This is a genomic window from Kitasatospora sp. NPDC004669 (genome assembly GCF_040609455.1).
Taxonomy (GTDB): Bacteria; Actinomycetota; Actinomycetes; order Streptomycetales; family Streptomycetaceae; genus Kitasatospora.
Genome location: NZ_JBEXKB010000011.1, coordinates 181,843 through 194,481, shown reverse-complemented (window position 1 = coordinate 194,481; position 12,639 = coordinate 181,843). Strand labels below are relative to the sequence as shown.

25 protein-coding genes and 1 tRNA gene are annotated in these 12,639 nt (G+C 69.4%); 24 read left to right on the top strand and 2 right to left on the bottom strand.

The window, feature by feature from the left end; translation table 11 throughout:
• Nucleotides 1–422 precede the first annotated feature (422 nt).
• Nucleotides 423–504 (top strand) — tRNA-Leu (locus ABZW30_RS12645).
• Nucleotides 505–606: 102 nt separating this feature from the next.
• Complete coding sequence (locus tag ABZW30_RS12640; protein WP_355671064.1) at nucleotides 607–1,833, top strand: site-specific integrase; 1,227 nt, start codon at nucleotides 607–609, stop codon at nucleotides 1,831–1,833.
• Here ABZW30_RS12640 and ABZW30_RS12635 read toward each other — a convergent pair.
• Nucleotides 1,826–2,437 carry a hypothetical protein gene (locus ABZW30_RS12635; RefSeq protein WP_355671063.1) on the bottom strand — a complete coding sequence of 204 codons (612 nt, stop codon included), beginning with the start codon at nucleotides 2,435–2,437 and terminating at the stop codon, nucleotides 1,826–1,828. The genes ABZW30_RS12640 and ABZW30_RS12635 overlap by 8 nt on opposite strands.
• 14 nt (nucleotides 2,438–2,451) lie before the next feature.
• Nucleotides 2,452–2,886, bottom strand: coding sequence for a helix-turn-helix transcriptional regulator (locus ABZW30_RS12630; RefSeq protein ID WP_355671062.1), 435 nt, complete (start codon nucleotides 2,884–2,886; stop codon nucleotides 2,452–2,454).
• A 237-nt stretch (nucleotides 2,887–3,123) separates the two neighbouring features.
• Here ABZW30_RS12630 and ABZW30_RS12625 point away from each other — a divergent pair, with 237 nt between their 5' ends.
• The 22 genes from ABZW30_RS12625 to ABZW30_RS12520 all read left to right on the top strand — a co-directional run bounded on the left by ABZW30_RS12625 (nucleotide 3,124) and on the right by ABZW30_RS12520 (nucleotide 12,615).
• Nucleotides 3,124–3,342: a helix-turn-helix transcriptional regulator gene (locus ABZW30_RS12625; protein ID WP_355671061.1), complete on the top strand. Its 219-nt coding sequence runs from the start codon at nucleotides 3,124–3,126 to the stop codon at nucleotides 3,340–3,342.
• Complete coding sequence (locus ABZW30_RS12620) at nucleotides 3,339–3,590, top strand: hypothetical protein (protein WP_355671060.1); 252 nt, start codon at nucleotides 3,339–3,341, stop codon at nucleotides 3,588–3,590. The genes ABZW30_RS12625 and ABZW30_RS12620 overlap by 4 nt, the downstream gene beginning before the upstream one ends.
• A 99-nt stretch (nucleotides 3,591–3,689) precedes the next feature.
• Nucleotides 3,690–3,965, top strand: coding sequence for a hypothetical protein (locus ABZW30_RS12615; protein ID WP_355671059.1), 276 nt, complete (start codon nucleotides 3,690–3,692; stop codon nucleotides 3,963–3,965).
• Nucleotides 3,962–4,213, top strand: a complete 252-nt coding sequence (locus ABZW30_RS12610; protein WP_355671058.1) for a hypothetical protein — start codon at nucleotides 3,962–3,964, stop codon at nucleotides 4,211–4,213. Before ABZW30_RS12615 ends, ABZW30_RS12610 begins: the two co-directional genes overlap by 4 nt.
• On the top strand, nucleotides 4,210–4,335 hold the full coding sequence (locus tag ABZW30_RS12605) for a hypothetical protein (protein WP_355671057.1): 126 nt from the start codon (nucleotides 4,210–4,212) through the stop codon (nucleotides 4,333–4,335). The genes ABZW30_RS12610 and ABZW30_RS12605 overlap by 4 nt, the downstream gene beginning before the upstream one ends.
• Nucleotides 4,335–4,688 carry a hypothetical protein gene (locus tag ABZW30_RS12600; RefSeq protein WP_355671056.1) on the top strand — a complete coding sequence of 118 codons (354 nt, stop codon included), beginning with the start codon at nucleotides 4,335–4,337 and terminating at the stop codon, nucleotides 4,686–4,688. Before ABZW30_RS12605 ends, ABZW30_RS12600 begins: the two co-directional genes overlap by 1 nt.
• Nucleotides 4,685–5,668 (top strand): lambda-exonuclease family protein, encoded by a 984-nt coding sequence (locus tag ABZW30_RS12595; RefSeq protein ID WP_355671055.1) that lies wholly within the window; start codon nucleotides 4,685–4,687, stop codon nucleotides 5,666–5,668. Before ABZW30_RS12600 ends, ABZW30_RS12595 begins: the two co-directional genes overlap by 4 nt.
• A complete protein-coding gene (locus ABZW30_RS12590) occupies nucleotides 5,665–6,444 on the top strand; it encodes a recombinase RecT (RefSeq protein WP_355671054.1) in 780 nt (259 codons plus the stop codon). The genes ABZW30_RS12595 and ABZW30_RS12590 overlap by 4 nt, the downstream gene beginning before the upstream one ends.
• Nucleotides 6,441–6,737 carry a hypothetical protein gene (locus ABZW30_RS12585; RefSeq protein WP_355671053.1) on the top strand — a complete coding sequence of 99 codons (297 nt, stop codon included), beginning with the start codon at nucleotides 6,441–6,443 and terminating at the stop codon, nucleotides 6,735–6,737. The genes ABZW30_RS12590 and ABZW30_RS12585 overlap by 4 nt, the downstream gene beginning before the upstream one ends.
• Before the next feature lie 100 nt (nucleotides 6,738–6,837).
• On the top strand, nucleotides 6,838–7,788 hold the full coding sequence (locus ABZW30_RS12580) for a helix-turn-helix domain-containing protein (protein ID WP_355671052.1): 951 nt from the start codon (nucleotides 6,838–6,840) through the stop codon (nucleotides 7,786–7,788).
• Nucleotides 7,785–8,339 (top strand): hypothetical protein, encoded by a 555-nt coding sequence (locus ABZW30_RS12575; protein WP_355671051.1) that lies wholly within the window; start codon nucleotides 7,785–7,787, stop codon nucleotides 8,337–8,339. The genes ABZW30_RS12580 and ABZW30_RS12575 overlap by 4 nt, the downstream gene beginning before the upstream one ends.
• Nucleotides 8,340–8,350: 11 nt before the next feature.
• Nucleotides 8,351–8,533 (top strand): hypothetical protein, encoded by a 183-nt coding sequence (locus tag ABZW30_RS12570; protein ID WP_355671050.1) that lies wholly within the window; start codon nucleotides 8,351–8,353, stop codon nucleotides 8,531–8,533.
• 12 nt (nucleotides 8,534–8,545) lie between these two features.
• Complete coding sequence (locus ABZW30_RS12565; protein WP_355671049.1) at nucleotides 8,546–8,980, top strand: hypothetical protein; 435 nt, start codon at nucleotides 8,546–8,548, stop codon at nucleotides 8,978–8,980.
• Between the two features lie 135 nt (nucleotides 8,981–9,115).
• On the top strand, nucleotides 9,116–9,928 hold the full coding sequence (locus ABZW30_RS12560; RefSeq protein ID WP_355671048.1) for a phosphoadenosine phosphosulfate reductase: 813 nt from the start codon (nucleotides 9,116–9,118) through the stop codon (nucleotides 9,926–9,928).
• A 55-nt stretch (nucleotides 9,929–9,983) separates the two neighbouring features.
• The gene (locus ABZW30_RS12555; RefSeq protein ID WP_355671047.1) at nucleotides 9,984–10,199 is read left to right on the top strand and encodes a hypothetical protein; all 216 of its coding nucleotides are present in this window, start codon (nucleotides 9,984–9,986) and stop codon (nucleotides 10,197–10,199) included.
• 12 nt (nucleotides 10,200–10,211) lie between these two features.
• Nucleotides 10,212–10,478, top strand: a complete 267-nt coding sequence (locus tag ABZW30_RS12550; RefSeq protein WP_355671046.1) for a hypothetical protein — start codon at nucleotides 10,212–10,214, stop codon at nucleotides 10,476–10,478.
• 54 nt (nucleotides 10,479–10,532) lie between these two features.
• Nucleotides 10,533–10,949, top strand: coding sequence for a hypothetical protein (locus tag ABZW30_RS12545; RefSeq protein ID WP_355671045.1), 417 nt, complete (start codon nucleotides 10,533–10,535; stop codon nucleotides 10,947–10,949).
• Nucleotides 10,946–11,113, top strand: coding sequence for a hypothetical protein (locus ABZW30_RS12540; RefSeq protein ID WP_355671044.1), 168 nt, complete (start codon nucleotides 10,946–10,948; stop codon nucleotides 11,111–11,113). The genes ABZW30_RS12545 and ABZW30_RS12540 overlap by 4 nt, the downstream gene beginning before the upstream one ends.
• A complete protein-coding gene (locus ABZW30_RS12535; RefSeq protein ID WP_355671043.1) occupies nucleotides 11,110–11,352 on the top strand; it encodes a LuxR C-terminal-related transcriptional regulator in 243 nt (80 codons plus the stop codon). Before ABZW30_RS12540 ends, ABZW30_RS12535 begins: the two co-directional genes overlap by 4 nt.
• On the top strand, nucleotides 11,349–12,095 hold the full coding sequence (locus ABZW30_RS12530; RefSeq protein ID WP_355671042.1) for a hypothetical protein: 747 nt from the start codon (nucleotides 11,349–11,351) through the stop codon (nucleotides 12,093–12,095). Before ABZW30_RS12535 ends, ABZW30_RS12530 begins: the two co-directional genes overlap by 4 nt.
• Nucleotides 12,092–12,241, top strand: coding sequence for a hypothetical protein (locus ABZW30_RS12525; protein WP_355671041.1), 150 nt, complete (start codon nucleotides 12,092–12,094; stop codon nucleotides 12,239–12,241). Before ABZW30_RS12530 ends, ABZW30_RS12525 begins: the two co-directional genes overlap by 4 nt.
• Nucleotides 12,238–12,615 (top strand): hypothetical protein, encoded by a 378-nt coding sequence (locus tag ABZW30_RS12520; RefSeq protein WP_355671040.1) that lies wholly within the window; start codon nucleotides 12,238–12,240, stop codon nucleotides 12,613–12,615. The genes ABZW30_RS12525 and ABZW30_RS12520 overlap by 4 nt, the downstream gene beginning before the upstream one ends.
• The last annotated feature ends 24 nt before the right edge of the window (nucleotides 12,616–12,639 follow it).

Sequence of the window (12,639 nt, the reverse complement as noted above, 5' to 3'; positions counted from 1 at the left end):
ACGCGACGCTGACGTTGTCGAGGGCGACCACGCGGGTCTCGCCCTCCCCGTAGACCTTGTTCAGGCCGGTGGCGCGGGCGGCCGCCCGGCCGGTGCGGACGGCGGTTGCGGTCGACGTGGTCACGGGGTGCTCCTTGCTGGGCCGACTGACGTGTCCCTCCATGCTCCGCGACGTGATCACGGCTTGGCGTCGCTCCGCCGAACGGTTGGCTCTACCACCGCTGGACGTACGGGAGGGGTTGGACTCTCCTCCTGCGGTATGAGGGCAACCCTGAGGGAGACCCGGTGGCCGGATTCGCTGTGCTTCGTGGCCGAAATCCCGAACAGTTCGTCAGATAGCAAGGAAACATGACAACTTCCCGGACTGGGAACATGCGAAAGGGTGAGTCGGGCGACTAGGCTCAGGGGTGCCTTCGCAGGACGCCCGGATGGTGGAACGCAGACACGGGCAGCTTAAAACTGCTTGGCCGCGAGGCCGTGCCGGTTCGAGTCCGGCTCCGGGCACAGGGCCCCGCAGGCTCTTGACCTGCGGGGCACTCGCATTTTGGCTCAGATCGTTACCCCAGGTGGGAACACGGCGGGAACACCGCGTACTACGCTCGGGTCATGAAAGGCGTCTACCCCCGCACGAACAAGGCCGGCGAGATCACCAGCTACCAGGTGAAGTGGCGTCTCGGCGGCGGCCGGGGTGCCCCGTGGCAGAGCGAGTCGTTCGAGGACGAGGACTCGGCGGCGGTATTCAAGGCGGCCGTTGATGAGGCTGGCCAGCAGTGGCCAGCAGGGTGGGTCAAAGGGCGGGGCTACATCGTCCAGAATGAGCAGACCAGCGAGGAGCAGTACCGGTTCCGGACGTGGGCCCTCGACTGCATCGCCCACCGCACGGGCATCGAGGAGAACACCCGCAAGGCCTACCGGCAGGAACTAGCGGACTGGATTTTCCCCACCTTCGGGGAGTGTGACGTTCGCTCCGTCGAGCACTTCTCTAAGCGCACCGTGGCCGCCTGGGTCATCAAGCTGGAGAACACCATCGTGCCGAAGACCCAACGAAAGATGAGCCCCAAGACCATCCGCAACCTTCACGGCCTGCTCTCCTCGATCCTCAAGGAAGCGGTGGAGCATGAGCCGCCGCTCCGCACCAGCAACCCGTGCAACGCCACGAGCCTGCCGGACGCGGACGACGAGACCGAGGACGAGATGACGTTCCTCACCCCGGACGAGGTCGTGCTCCTCCTGACGGGGTTCACCTTCGACAAGGATCGTCGACTCGCCGTCATCAAGTACGGCACAGGCCTGCGCTACAGCGAGATCACCGCGCTCCAGCCCCAGGACATCATCGACCGCCACGGCCGACGCCCGCGGCTCCGCGTCCAGCGCGCCTGGAAGAAGGACGGCCACGGCGGCTACTACCTCGGCAAGCCGAAGAGCAAGAAGAGCCGCCGCACCATCCGCATCTCACAGACCGTGCTGGCCGCCCTCGTGGCGCAGGGTCTCGGCACCCTGGCCGAGGATGAGCTCCTGTTCACCGGCACGGAGCGGAACCAGCGGCTTCATTACTCGACGTTCGGTGATCGGTGGGCAGCGGCGGTGAAGCGAGCCCAGGCCGCTGGACTGCAGAAGCGGCCGACACCGCACGACCTTCGTCACTCTCACGCCTCGGCTCTCATTGCTGCCGGCCAGCCGCTGACGTACATCCAGCGGCGCCTAGGGCACGAGAGCATTCAGACCACCAGTGACCGCTACGGTCACCTGCTGCCTGAGTTGGACGACGACGCCATGACTGCGATCGAAACTGCCCTGGCAGGGGAGCGGCCGGCTCTGCGGGTGGTTAGTTGAGGGGCGGCGTGCCGCCGACCGCCGGGACTTGCTGAGACCATCGCTCCGGCCGCACTACTCGACTGTCCGAGTCTTGGATTTGGGACGGTTCCGGTGCAACTGCGGCTGGCCGGCCGAAGCGCTGGTTGCGGAGCTGCAGCTCTTGTTCGATCAACAAGTTGTAGTCCGCCGCGAGATCGTCATAGTCGCGCTGGAGGGCGCTGTTCTTGCCCTCCAGCTCAGCGATCCGGTTGACATAGGTGTTCAGCTGTCGCTCGTATGCCCGAAGTAGGCGGGCTACCCGGAGTTCGGCTATGCGCGGCTCGTTCACCCGTATCCGCTCGAACTCAGCGCGCTCCTCGTCAAGCCGCGACTTGAGCGTGATGAGTGCCGCGTGCTCAGCCTCAATGGCGGCGAACCGGGTAATGGCCCACCTGGCGGTGGTGTACCCCCAGCGGCGAATCGCGAGCAGGGCAAGACCGCCGAGGCCGAGCACCGTGAGGAGTGTGCCCCCTTCAGCGGGTGCCCAGTCGCGTGTAGCAAGGCCGGCAACGAACAGCACCGCCCCACTTCCAGCGGTGAGGACCGCGATGCCCTCCGTCATGTGCGAGACCAGCCGTGCCACGCCGTTCCCCTCCGCTATGCGTTTGCTGCCGCCCCCCTCTCGGCGCGCCTCCGGCTAAGTTCGATCGCGTGCTCGACGTTGGCAACGGCCATGGCCAGCAACTCGGGGTCCGTGATGCCCATGGATTCGAGCTGTTGTTCGAGAGGGATGGATTGGGAGCGTACCGCTCCGGATGGCTGTTCTGCCCAGGATTCTGCCGAAATGATCCCAGCTTCAACTAGAACTTCTCGAACGTCGACCCTGAACACTCGTGCGATGGACTCGTACTGGCTCGGTCGAGGAAGGGTCTTCCCCTCCAGCGTCCGGCCGATGGCCGATGGGCTCATCCCGGTGGCCGCAGCGAGAGCGGCGCGTCCGCCGCTCCCGGGCGTGGTGTCGTAGCCGGCCCGTTCGGCCGCCTGCTTGAACCAGGCGCCGAACCGCTCGGCAGATGTCTCCGTACTCCGCATGCCCGAAGGCTAGCGCGCATGCCAGCGCACCGTAACACGCTTGCATGCGTGCATAACAGCAGTTCAGGCCACAAATCGTATTCCCGCTGGCAGTTGACCTGAACACGCGATCACGCATCACGGAATCTCCCCCAATTGGCATATGCGACTTGCTTGCGTGCAAGCCCGTGTCGGGCTAGTGTTTCTCGCATGCAAGCAACCTTGCAGGCATGCAAGACTTCCCCTTGGGGGTGAGACATGGACTCCACGTTCTCGGCCGACGCCCTCATCGCTGTCGCCATCAGGCACGGCGACAACGACGGCGCCGCCATCAGCAAGAGGACTGGCGTCAGCCAGTCGACGGTGAGCCGACTGCTTGCCGGTCACACCGTGCCGAGCCTGACGACGCTGGTGGCCCTCCGCGCCGCCTACCGGCTCAGCCTCGACGCGATGGTTCCGGCGGAGCAGGCCGCATGAGCGGCATCGACGAGCTGAGGAACTACAGCCCGGAGGAAACGGCGGACATCCTCAGCTGCAAGGTCGGCGCGCTGCTGGACAACCTCGACCGGTACCCGCACCAGAAGATCGGCCGCTCCGTCGCCTTCGACCAGCAGGACATCGCCGCGATCAAGGAGCTGTGCCGCGTCCAGCCCAAGCCGGTCACGGTCGAGCCGATTCCGAGCCTCGCCGCCATCAAGCCCCGCGGGCGCCGTCGCGCCGCCTGAACCACCCAGACCTGGTCTGGGCCGCCCCCGGATGCGACCCCAGGGGACGGCCCCGGCCCACCGATCAACGACCCAGTTGAAGGAAGGAGGTAGGCCGACATGAAGCCTACCGACATCATCACCATCTCCGACATCGCCGAGATCACCGGCGTCGCGGACGTCGTCATCGACGGGACGGCCCTGTGGGTGTCCCCGGGGATCACCCCGACCGGCCGCTACTGGACGCTGTTCACCCCCTCCCACCTGCTCGCCGGCGTGGTGGTCGAGCTGGAGGACGGCTCGTTCGACGCCGTCATCGGCACCCGCACCGCCCACGCCGACTCCGCGCAGGACGCCGCCGTGGCGATCGTCGCCGCGCTGCGAGGTGCCCGATGACCCACATGCTCACGTCGTTCATGACGCCGGACGCGACCGCGATCTACGCCGCCAGGCACCACGCCCTGTGCCTCCACCCGGAGGGCCGGTACACCGGCCTGGACATCACGCTGCTGCCGCAGGGCGACATGCCGCTCGACGCGCAACTCGCCGTCGCGGAGCGGATCCTGGCCGGCGTCCAGCAGTGGCGAGACGGCATCGCCGCCGCCGTCGAGCAGGCCGGCACCGCCGAGGACGGTGCCGAGTGACCGCCGCCCTCGCCTGGCTCACCGCCCAGAGCCGCCCCCTGTGCCCCTGCGGCTGCGGCTACCCGATCCACAAGCACGTGCCGATCCGCCTGCCCCACCAGCGCACCAACCGGGAGTCCTGATGAACATCCTCACCGCCCTGTTCGGCCGCCGCACCACCACCGATGACCCCCGGGTTCGCCACCTGCAGATCGAACTCGCCGACGCCCACCAGCAGAACGTGAAGCTGTCCGCGCGGCTGGTGTCCACCACCCGCCGCGCCGACCGCGCTGAGGAAGCCCTCGACCAGATGCGCGTCGCCAGCCGCAAGGGCCACGACGAGTTGCTCCGCCTGTTCAAGCAGCAGCAGCGCGAGATGGCCCAGTTGCGCAAGGACCGTGACGGCGCGCTCGCCCAGCTCGACAACGCGCTTGGCTACGACGAGAAGACCCTCGCGACCATCAACGCTGGCGGCATCGGCAAGGCGGCGGCGTGAGCGAGTACCTGTACCGGTCGGGCGCGCAGGTGGTCCTCGCGCCGGGCTCCGGGCCCGGCGACCCGGCGTGGCACGAGACCCGGCTCGGCGGCCTCGGCGGCTCCGACATCGCCGCGATCTGCGGACTCGACCGTTGGACGTCGCCGCTGGAGATCTGGCACACCAAGACCGGCAACCCGGCGCCCCGACGCGACGACGCGGCCCTGTCCGAGGCCGGGCTCATGGGCCACCTACTCGAGCCGATCGTCGCCCAGCGGTTCAGTGACCTGACCGGCCTGCCCGTCTATCCGAGCCCCGGCACCCTCCGCGCTCTCGACCCGGAGTGGGCGCTCGCCAACCTGGACCGGGTGACGTTGGAGGACGGCAAGTACGGCGTCGTCGAGCTCAAGACGCGCTCCTCCTACGCCCTTGCCGAGTGGCAGGAGGAGCCGCCGACCGGACCGTGGCTGCAGGTTCAGCACTACCTCGGCGTAACCGGCTGGTCGTTCGGCTACATCGCCTGTCTGATCGGCGGCCAGCGCACCATCGTGCACCGCGTCGAGCGGGACGACGACACCATCGCCGGCATTCAGGCGATCGGCGCCGAGTTCTGGCAGCAGGTGCAGGACCGCGTCCCGCCGCCGGTCACCGGCTCCGCGGCGTGCACCGACCTGCTGCACCGCCTCCACCCCGAGCCGACCGCGGACATGGTCGTCGCGGACGCCGCCGAGGTCGAGCACCTGCTCCGCGATCGCGCCGACGCCCTCCGTGCCATGGCCGGCCCCGAAGCCGCCCTCGCCGCCGCCGAGAACCGACTCAAGGCCATCGCCGGCGATGCCCGCGAGGTCCACGTTCGTGGCCAGCTTGCCTACGAGTGGACGCCCCGCCGAGGCCAAATCAGCTGGAAGAACGCCGCCATGGCGGCCGACCCCAGCCTCGACCCCGAACCGTACCGCGGAGCGCCCAGCCGAATCCTCCGTGTCCACCTGGAGAACCTGTGACCCTCGACGACGCCCGCACAGCCATAGTCCAACGCGCCCAGCAGGCCAACCAGCCCGCCCAGCAGCCCGCCCCGACGCTGGCCCAGCAGATCGAGCGGATGCGACCCGAGATCGCCCGCGCCCTGCCCAAGCACATGGACGCCGACCGCATGGCCCGCATCGCCCTCACTACGCTGCGACGCACACCCAAGCTCGCCACGTGCACGCCCGACTCGTTCCTCGGCGCGCTGATGACCTGCTCGCAGCTCGGCGTCGAGCCCGGAGCCACCGGCGAGGCCTACCTCGTCCCGTACGGCCGCGAGTGCACCTTCATCCTCGGCTACAAGGGCATGGCCAAGCTGTTCTGGCAGTCCCCGATCGCCAAGTCCCTCGCCGCCGAAGTCGTTTACGAGAATGACCACTTCGAGTGGGAGAAGGGTCTGAGCCCGAAGCTCGAACACCGCCCCGTCCTCGCCAACCGCGGCCGCCCGGTGGCCTACTACGCCGTCGCGACCACCGTCAACGGAGGCTCCGCGTTCGTCGTCCTGTCGCCCGACGACGTCGAGGCCCACCGCAAGCACTCCAAGTCCGGCGGCTCCGGCCCGTGGCGTGACCACTTCGACGCCATGGCGAAGAAGACCTGCGTGCGCGAGCTGTTCAAGCTGCTGCCCGTGTCCGTCGAACTGGCCCAGGCCGTCGCACACGACGAGACTGTCCGCACCGACCTCGACGCCAGTGCGCTTGAGGTCGAACCGGACTGGATCACCGGCGAGATCGTCGAGGACGGCGAGCAGTGACCGCCGACCTCGTCACCACGACGGAGCGGATGGTGTTCAAGGCCGCCCGACTGTCCGCGATCGTCCATGGCGACGGCGGCGCGTGGGACATCGGCAACCACATCAACTACCTCGGCACCGACGAGCTCCGGGCCCTGGTCGTGGTCCTGGCCGGCATGGTCGACCCAGAGCAGACCGTCGAGCAGGCCCTCGGCTACATCACGTGGGACGAGCACGGGGAGCCGTTCCGGCAGGCGATCCCGCGCTGCACCGTCCGCGAACTCGCCGACCAGCGCCTCCGCGCCCTCGCGTGACTGCCTGGGGCGGGGTGTCACCGCCCCCCGCCCCAGGCCACCAACCCCGACCGCACTACCGAGAGGCGACCCGTTGAGCACCGAGGCAGTGAAGTGGGCCATGGACGACGCGCCCATGCTGCTGACCGAGAAGGGCAAGCCCGACACCACGTCGCGGGGCGTCCTCCAGGCGCTCGCCGAGCACGCCCACAAGGACGGCAGCGGGGCCCGGCCGTCGGTCATGCGGTTGCAGTACCGCACCGGGTATGACCGGCGGACCGTGCAGCGGGCGCTTCGCCGGCTGGAGGACGCCGAGCTGATTGTCGCCGAGGGCGTCGTCCGGGGCTGCACCCTCTACCGGTTGATGCTGCAGAAGATCCGGCCGGAGTCGGATTGGGCGGCGTTGGAGGCGGAGGAGGAGCGGCTGCGGGAGGCTACGGCGGCCCGGGTTCGCAAGCACCGTGCAAAGCGTGTAACGCAGTCCGACGACGTTACGGTCACGCACTCAGACGACGTTACCGAGCCCGATGTAACGCACTCCGCGTCCGTACGTAACGACGTTGAACAGCGTTACGAGGCCGATGTAACGCACTCAGACGACGTACGTAACGCACTCAGTGCCGCCCGAACCAATAGGAACCACCCAACTACGGAACCGCCAGGGAACCACCACTACCCGGCGCCCGTACCCAACGTGCCCGCCGCTCGGGCCGCCGCCGAGGTGGAGGAAGACCGCCGGCCGGCATGGCTGGCCCAGCTCCAGGCAGCGCTCAGCGCCAACGGCATCGACGTCCCGTGGAAGTTCCAGGGCGACGACCAACTGCTCCTGCAGAACGACGTTCAACGGCTCGGCATCCCGATCATGGTCCGCTTCGCCGTCCAGGCCGCCCAAGGCGCCCAGCGCGGCCCGTTCTCCAGTCGCTTCTTCTACCCCGGCTGGCGGGCCATCCCCACCCCCGTAGACCCCAACGTCGTCCCCCTGCAGCCCAAGAGCAGGCAGCAGCAAGAGACCGACGACCAGTTCGACCGGGCCATGGCCCGAGCACAGAACCGCATGCAGGAGTCCTCATGAACCCCGCCGAGACCGTGATCCTCGCCCGCTACGTCCGGGCCCTGTGCCCCCAGCAGCGCTTCGACGAGTACACCCCGGACGCCTGGTACGACCTCCTCCGCGACTACGAGCTGCAGGACTGCAAGGACGCCGCAGTCGAGATCGCCCGCCGTCAGCCATGGATCGCCCCGGCCGAGATCATCGCCGAGGTCAAGCGAGCCAGGACCGGCCGGCTCGACTACTTCCAGTACGAGCCCACCCCGGGCGAGACCGGCGCCCAGTTCACCCACAACCTGCGCGCCCAGATCGCCGACGTCATAGACGGTCACCGGCCGCCCGCGCTGCCGTACGTCGGCTCGCCCCGCCCGGTCCTCGAACTGACTGCCGGCGTCGGCCACGACGTGCCGGAGACGTGGGAGACGTCGACGACCAGGGTCCGGAGCGCCCTCGACATCAGCTGCCCGAACCCGGCCTGCCAGGCGGCCGCCCACAAGCCGTGCAAGACCCCGTCCGGGAAGCGCCTGGCTGGCTACCACGGGTCCCGCACCGACGCCGCCAAGGCAGCCGCGTGATGGGTGCCCCGATGCCCCCCGGCCTCCGCCGACGCGAGACCCCGCCCGAGTGGTCCATTCCCTGCCCCGTCCCCACCTGCCGAGCCAAACCCGGCAGCCCCTGCCACACCCCCACCGGCCGCCGACTCGCCGCCGACAGCCACCCCAGCCGCGCCGACGCCTGGCTCGTCCAGACCACCCGACCCGCCGCCTAAGGAGACCACCCGATGAGCCAGCCCCAGGCCCTCGACCTCGACGCCATCCAGGCCAGCATCCCCACCCACTACCCCGCCCCCTGGACCGCCGAGCTCAACGACGACGGCAGCTGGAACGTCGTCTACCCCAGCGACAACCCTCTCGCCGGACACGTCGCCCACGTCCCCGACTACGGCGCCCACCTCGCCGAGTTCATCGCGGCCGCCCGGCAGAACGTGCCCGCCCTGGTCGCCCGGGTCCGACAGCTGGAGGCCGAACGCGCCCTCTACGCCGGCCACGAGCCCACCATCGCCGAGGAGAAGGCCGAGCTCAGCCGCCGCCTCGACGCCGTCGATGCAGTGGTCGCCCAGTGGAACGAGCACTGCATCGGTACGCAGACCCGCTTCCTCCTCGACGACGTTCGCGCCGCCGCCAACGGCGAGACCAAGACGCCGCCCACCACCTGACGGCCCCGTGCGCGGCCAGGACCGGACCACCAACGGCCGCGCACACCCCACCCGGCACCAGGGCGCCACCCGAACGCCCACAGGCCCCCAGAAGGGGCGCCACAGCCCGCGCCATATACCCCAGGGAGTATCGCCGTGACTCAGCTTCGAACCTTCTCCTTCGGGGGGGGCTGGCAGTCCATGGCCAGCCTCGTCCTCGCCGCCCAAGGTCTCATCGACTACCAGGTGTTCCTCTTCGCCAACGTCGGCGACGACTCCGAACACCCCGGCACCCTCCGCTACCTGGAGGAGTACGCCAAGCCGTTCGCCGCCGACCACGGCATCGAACTGACCGTCCTCGACCGCATCCGCCGCGACGGATCCACCGAGACCCTGTGGGGACGGCTCACGAGGGAAGGATCCCGGTCCCTGCCGATCCCGATCCGCATGAGCAACGGCGCCCCCGGCACCCGCTCCTGCACCGCCGACTTCAAGATCAAGGTCATCGGCAAGGAACTCAAGCGTCGCGGCGCCACCGAAGACAACCCCGCCACGGTCGGGATCGGCATCAGCGTCGACGAGATCCACCGCGCCAACAACCGCCGCCACGAGCCGCACGAGCGCATCGAGTACCCGCTGCTCGACCTCGGCATCCGCCGCTCCGACATCCCGCGCATCATCCGTGGCGCCGGCCTCCCGGTGCCGCCCAAGAGCAGCTGCTTCTTCTGCCCGTTCCACCGGCCCGAGACGTGGCACGAGATGCGCCGCACCGAGCCCGAGCTCTTCGAGAAGGCCTGCCAGCTCGAAGACCTCCTGAACCAGCGGCGGGATGGGCTGGGCAAGGACCACGTCTGGCTGACGGCCTACAACCAGCCGCTCCGCGAGGCCATCCCGGACGGCGTCGACCCGCTGCCGCTCGTGTTCGACGAGGCCGAAGGGGCCTGCACCTCCGGCTACTGCATGACCTGACCACCCCGGCGGCCGGCACCCACCGGCCGCCACACGCACCCACCACGGAGACCCGATGCCCAAGCGCACCGCCCGCCAGGAGATCGAGCGCGCGTTCCACGTCAGCTTCAAGCTCCCCGAGCAGGCCGCCGAACTCCTCGACGCTTACCGAGCCGAGGTGCTCACCGAAGCCGCCGAGATGCTCCGACAGGCCATCGCCTCCCCGAACCAGACGGACGGCCTGGACGCCGCCGCCGACCTCCTCCTCGCCGCCCGCGACACGACCAGCTGAGGACCCGCCACCATGCGCCTGCTCGACATCTGCTGCAAGGCCGGAGGAGCCTCCGCTGGCTACGCGGCCGCCGGGTTCACCGTCACCGGCATCGACCGCGAACCCCAGCCCCACTACCCCTACGAGTTCATCCAGGCCGACCTCCGCGACCTCGACCCCGGGTGGATCCGGGACAACTTCAACGCCGTGACCGCGTCCCCGCCCTGCTGGGCTCACTCCGACCTCGCGCACCGGACCGGCAAGACGTACGAGGACTTCATTCCCGAGACCCGCCGCTGACCCGCCCCGGCCTGCCGTCACCCGGCGGCGGGCCCCATCCCCCAGGAGCGTCACATGACCACCAAGCCCCGCATCTTCACCCTCCAGCGCGACCACGACGTCACCGGCATCTCAGGCACCGGCTCCGTCGCGCACGGCGTCCAGTGGCCCGACGGCACCGTCACCATCCGCTGGACCGGCAACCGGCCCTCCACCGTCCAGTGGGCCAGCATCGACGACGCCATCGCCATCCACGGCCACGGCGGCCACACCCGCGTCGAATGGGCACCCACGCCCGTGCAGCCCGTCCCCCCGATCGCCACCCTGCTGGAACTGGTGAACGACCTCCGCGAGATCGACCCCGACCCGTGCAGGTACGACCAACACGGCCACTGCGAAGAGCACGCGTGGTTCGAGACGGAGCGGCGCTGCCCGGAAGCCCGAGCAGCCGAGCTGTTCGCGGGCAACGCCGCACCCGGACCCACCACGTGACCGTCTCCCCCTGGCTGGTCCTGGCCGGCGCCCTCCTCGGCGCCGGCCTCGGGGCAGCGCTCCTCGGACACCTCGACACCCGACAGCACCGCGACGAGGACGAACAGGCAGCCATCGACGACCAGTTCGCCCAGATCATCACCACCCTGGAGCGCCAGAGATGACCATCCACGCCCGTCCCGGAACGCCCCTCACCGCCGCCGAGATCGAAGCCCTCCACTACGCGGCCCACGGCTACACCAGCGAGCAAACCGCACGCCGCCTCGGCCTCAGCCGCAAGGCCATCCTCGACCGCACCGCCGCCGCTCGCCGCAAGCTCAGCGCCCGCAGCACCACCCACGCCGTCGTCCTCGCCCACCAGACCGGCCAACTCGACTTCACCGCGCCTAGGAGAGCCGCATGACCAGCTACTACACCCTGGACCTCATCAAGCAGCGCGACCGCGCGTTCGCCGACCGGCGCGCCGCCGAGGACGAGTTGGGCAAGCTCCGCCGCCGCGTCGCCGAGCTGTCCGAGCAGATCCTGGCCGTCAAAGACCAGCCCGACGGTGCCTACCGCGAACGCGCCCACCTCACCGCCTGGCTCGCCACCACCTACCCCGCCGTCATCACCCCCGCCACCGACATCGACGAGGACGGCTGGCAAATCCTGTACATCACCGCCGACAGCCGACAGCTCTCCTGGCACATCCACCCCCGCGACGCCGACCTCTACGCCCACGTCGAACACGTGCCCGCCAACGACCCGCGCGCCCAGTGGGACGGCCACACCACCGAGCAGAAGTACAGGATCATCCGCAGCCTGTCGCTGTTCCCGCGCGACGGCGGCTGGAACACCCACCGCCGCTGGCAGTCCACGATCGTTGAGGCCCGCCGACAGGCCGTCCGCGCCGACCGGGCCGAGACGCAAGCCAGCATCTCCGCCTCGCGCGTGGTCGACTGGCACCAGGCCCACCGCCGCCAGGTCAGCGAGACCCTGGAGGCCACCGAACGCGCCGAGCAGGCCGAGGCCCGCATCGCCGCCGTCCGAGCCGCCCTCGCGGACGTACGAGCCACCCGCGGCCTCCTCGGAGCAGTCGTCGCCGACCAGATCGAGGCCGCCATCGACGAGGCCGCCACCAGCACGGCGGCCGAGGTCCGGCCGTGACCTGCCCCGACGACGAGTGGGACGGCTGGGAGACCGAGGCCCTGCTCGACCTCGACCCCGACGACTGGGAACCCCTCCCGCCGCCCCGCCCCATCCGCAACGTCATCCGCGACCTCGCCGACTACCAGCCCAGGAGAGCCGCATGACCGGCTTCTATCAGCAGACGACGGACTACAACCAGTTCCACATCGTCGGCGGCACGTTCACCGGATTCCGGCTGGAGTGCTGGGCGTGCGACACCGTCTTGCCGTGGGAGGAGGAACACGGCTGCCTGGAACTGGGCGAGATGGTGCGCATCGCGGACGCGCACTGGCCGGTACACGCGGGTAGCCCCATACCGCCGCTACCGAGCGCCCCGGACGTGAAGTACACGGGCCTCGTGACGTTCCCGCCGAAGCCCGAAGAGCTGGAGTTCAGCTACTCGATCGACCCAGTCGTTCACGACCAGATCCTGCGGCCGTCAGGTCCCCAATTCACCGGCTGCCTCGCCTACCTCGCCGATTACCAGCCCACCCGCTGACCACTGCCCAGAACAGCGCAGGAG

What these genes read in the sequence shown, in the direction of transcription:
- ABZW30_RS12630 (WP_355671062.1), bottom strand. Translation starts at nt 2,886, where the DNA reads ATGCGGAGTACGGAGACATCTGCCGAGCGGTTCGGCGCCTGGTTCAAG.
- ABZW30_RS12580 (WP_355671052.1), top strand. Translation starts at nt 6,838, where the DNA reads ATGGACGACGCGCCCATGCTGCTGACCGAGAAGGGCAAGCCCGACACC.
- ABZW30_RS12640 (WP_355671064.1), top strand. Translation starts at nt 607, where the DNA reads ATGAAAGGCGTCTACCCCCGCACGAACAAGGCCGGCGAGATCACCAGC.
- ABZW30_RS12550 (WP_355671046.1), top strand. Translation starts at nt 10,212, where the DNA reads ATGCGCCTGCTCGACATCTGCTGCAAGGCCGGAGGAGCCTCCGCTGGC.
- ABZW30_RS12555 (WP_355671047.1), top strand. Translation starts at nt 9,984, where the DNA reads ATGCCCAAGCGCACCGCCCGCCAGGAGATCGAGCGCGCGTTCCACGTC.
- ABZW30_RS12570 (WP_355671050.1), top strand. Translation starts at nt 8,351, where the DNA reads ATGCCCCCCGGCCTCCGCCGACGCGAGACCCCGCCCGAGTGGTCCATT.
- ABZW30_RS12565 (WP_355671049.1), top strand. Translation starts at nt 8,546, where the DNA reads ATGAGCCAGCCCCAGGCCCTCGACCTCGACGCCATCCAGGCCAGCATC.
- ABZW30_RS12535 (WP_355671043.1), top strand. Translation starts at nt 11,110, where the DNA reads ATGACCATCCACGCCCGTCCCGGAACGCCCCTCACCGCCGCCGAGATC.
- ABZW30_RS12530 (WP_355671042.1), top strand. Translation starts at nt 11,349, where the DNA reads ATGACCAGCTACTACACCCTGGACCTCATCAAGCAGCGCGACCGCGCG.
- ABZW30_RS12575 (WP_355671051.1), top strand. Translation starts at nt 7,785, where the DNA reads ATGAACCCCGCCGAGACCGTGATCCTCGCCCGCTACGTCCGGGCCCTG.
- ABZW30_RS12600 (WP_355671056.1), top strand. Translation starts at nt 4,335, where the DNA reads ATGAACATCCTCACCGCCCTGTTCGGCCGCCGCACCACCACCGATGAC.
- ABZW30_RS12610 (WP_355671058.1), top strand. Translation starts at nt 3,962, where the DNA reads ATGACCCACATGCTCACGTCGTTCATGACGCCGGACGCGACCGCGATC.
- ABZW30_RS12520 (WP_355671040.1), top strand. Translation starts at nt 12,238, where the DNA reads ATGACCGGCTTCTATCAGCAGACGACGGACTACAACCAGTTCCACATC.
- ABZW30_RS12625 (WP_355671061.1), top strand. Translation starts at nt 3,124, where the DNA reads ATGGACTCCACGTTCTCGGCCGACGCCCTCATCGCTGTCGCCATCAGG.
- ABZW30_RS12545 (WP_355671045.1), top strand. Translation starts at nt 10,533, where the DNA reads ATGACCACCAAGCCCCGCATCTTCACCCTCCAGCGCGACCACGACGTC.
- ABZW30_RS12615 (WP_355671059.1), top strand. Translation starts at nt 3,690, where the DNA reads ATGAAGCCTACCGACATCATCACCATCTCCGACATCGCCGAGATCACC.
- ABZW30_RS12620 (WP_355671060.1), top strand. Translation starts at nt 3,339, where the DNA reads ATGAGCGGCATCGACGAGCTGAGGAACTACAGCCCGGAGGAAACGGCG.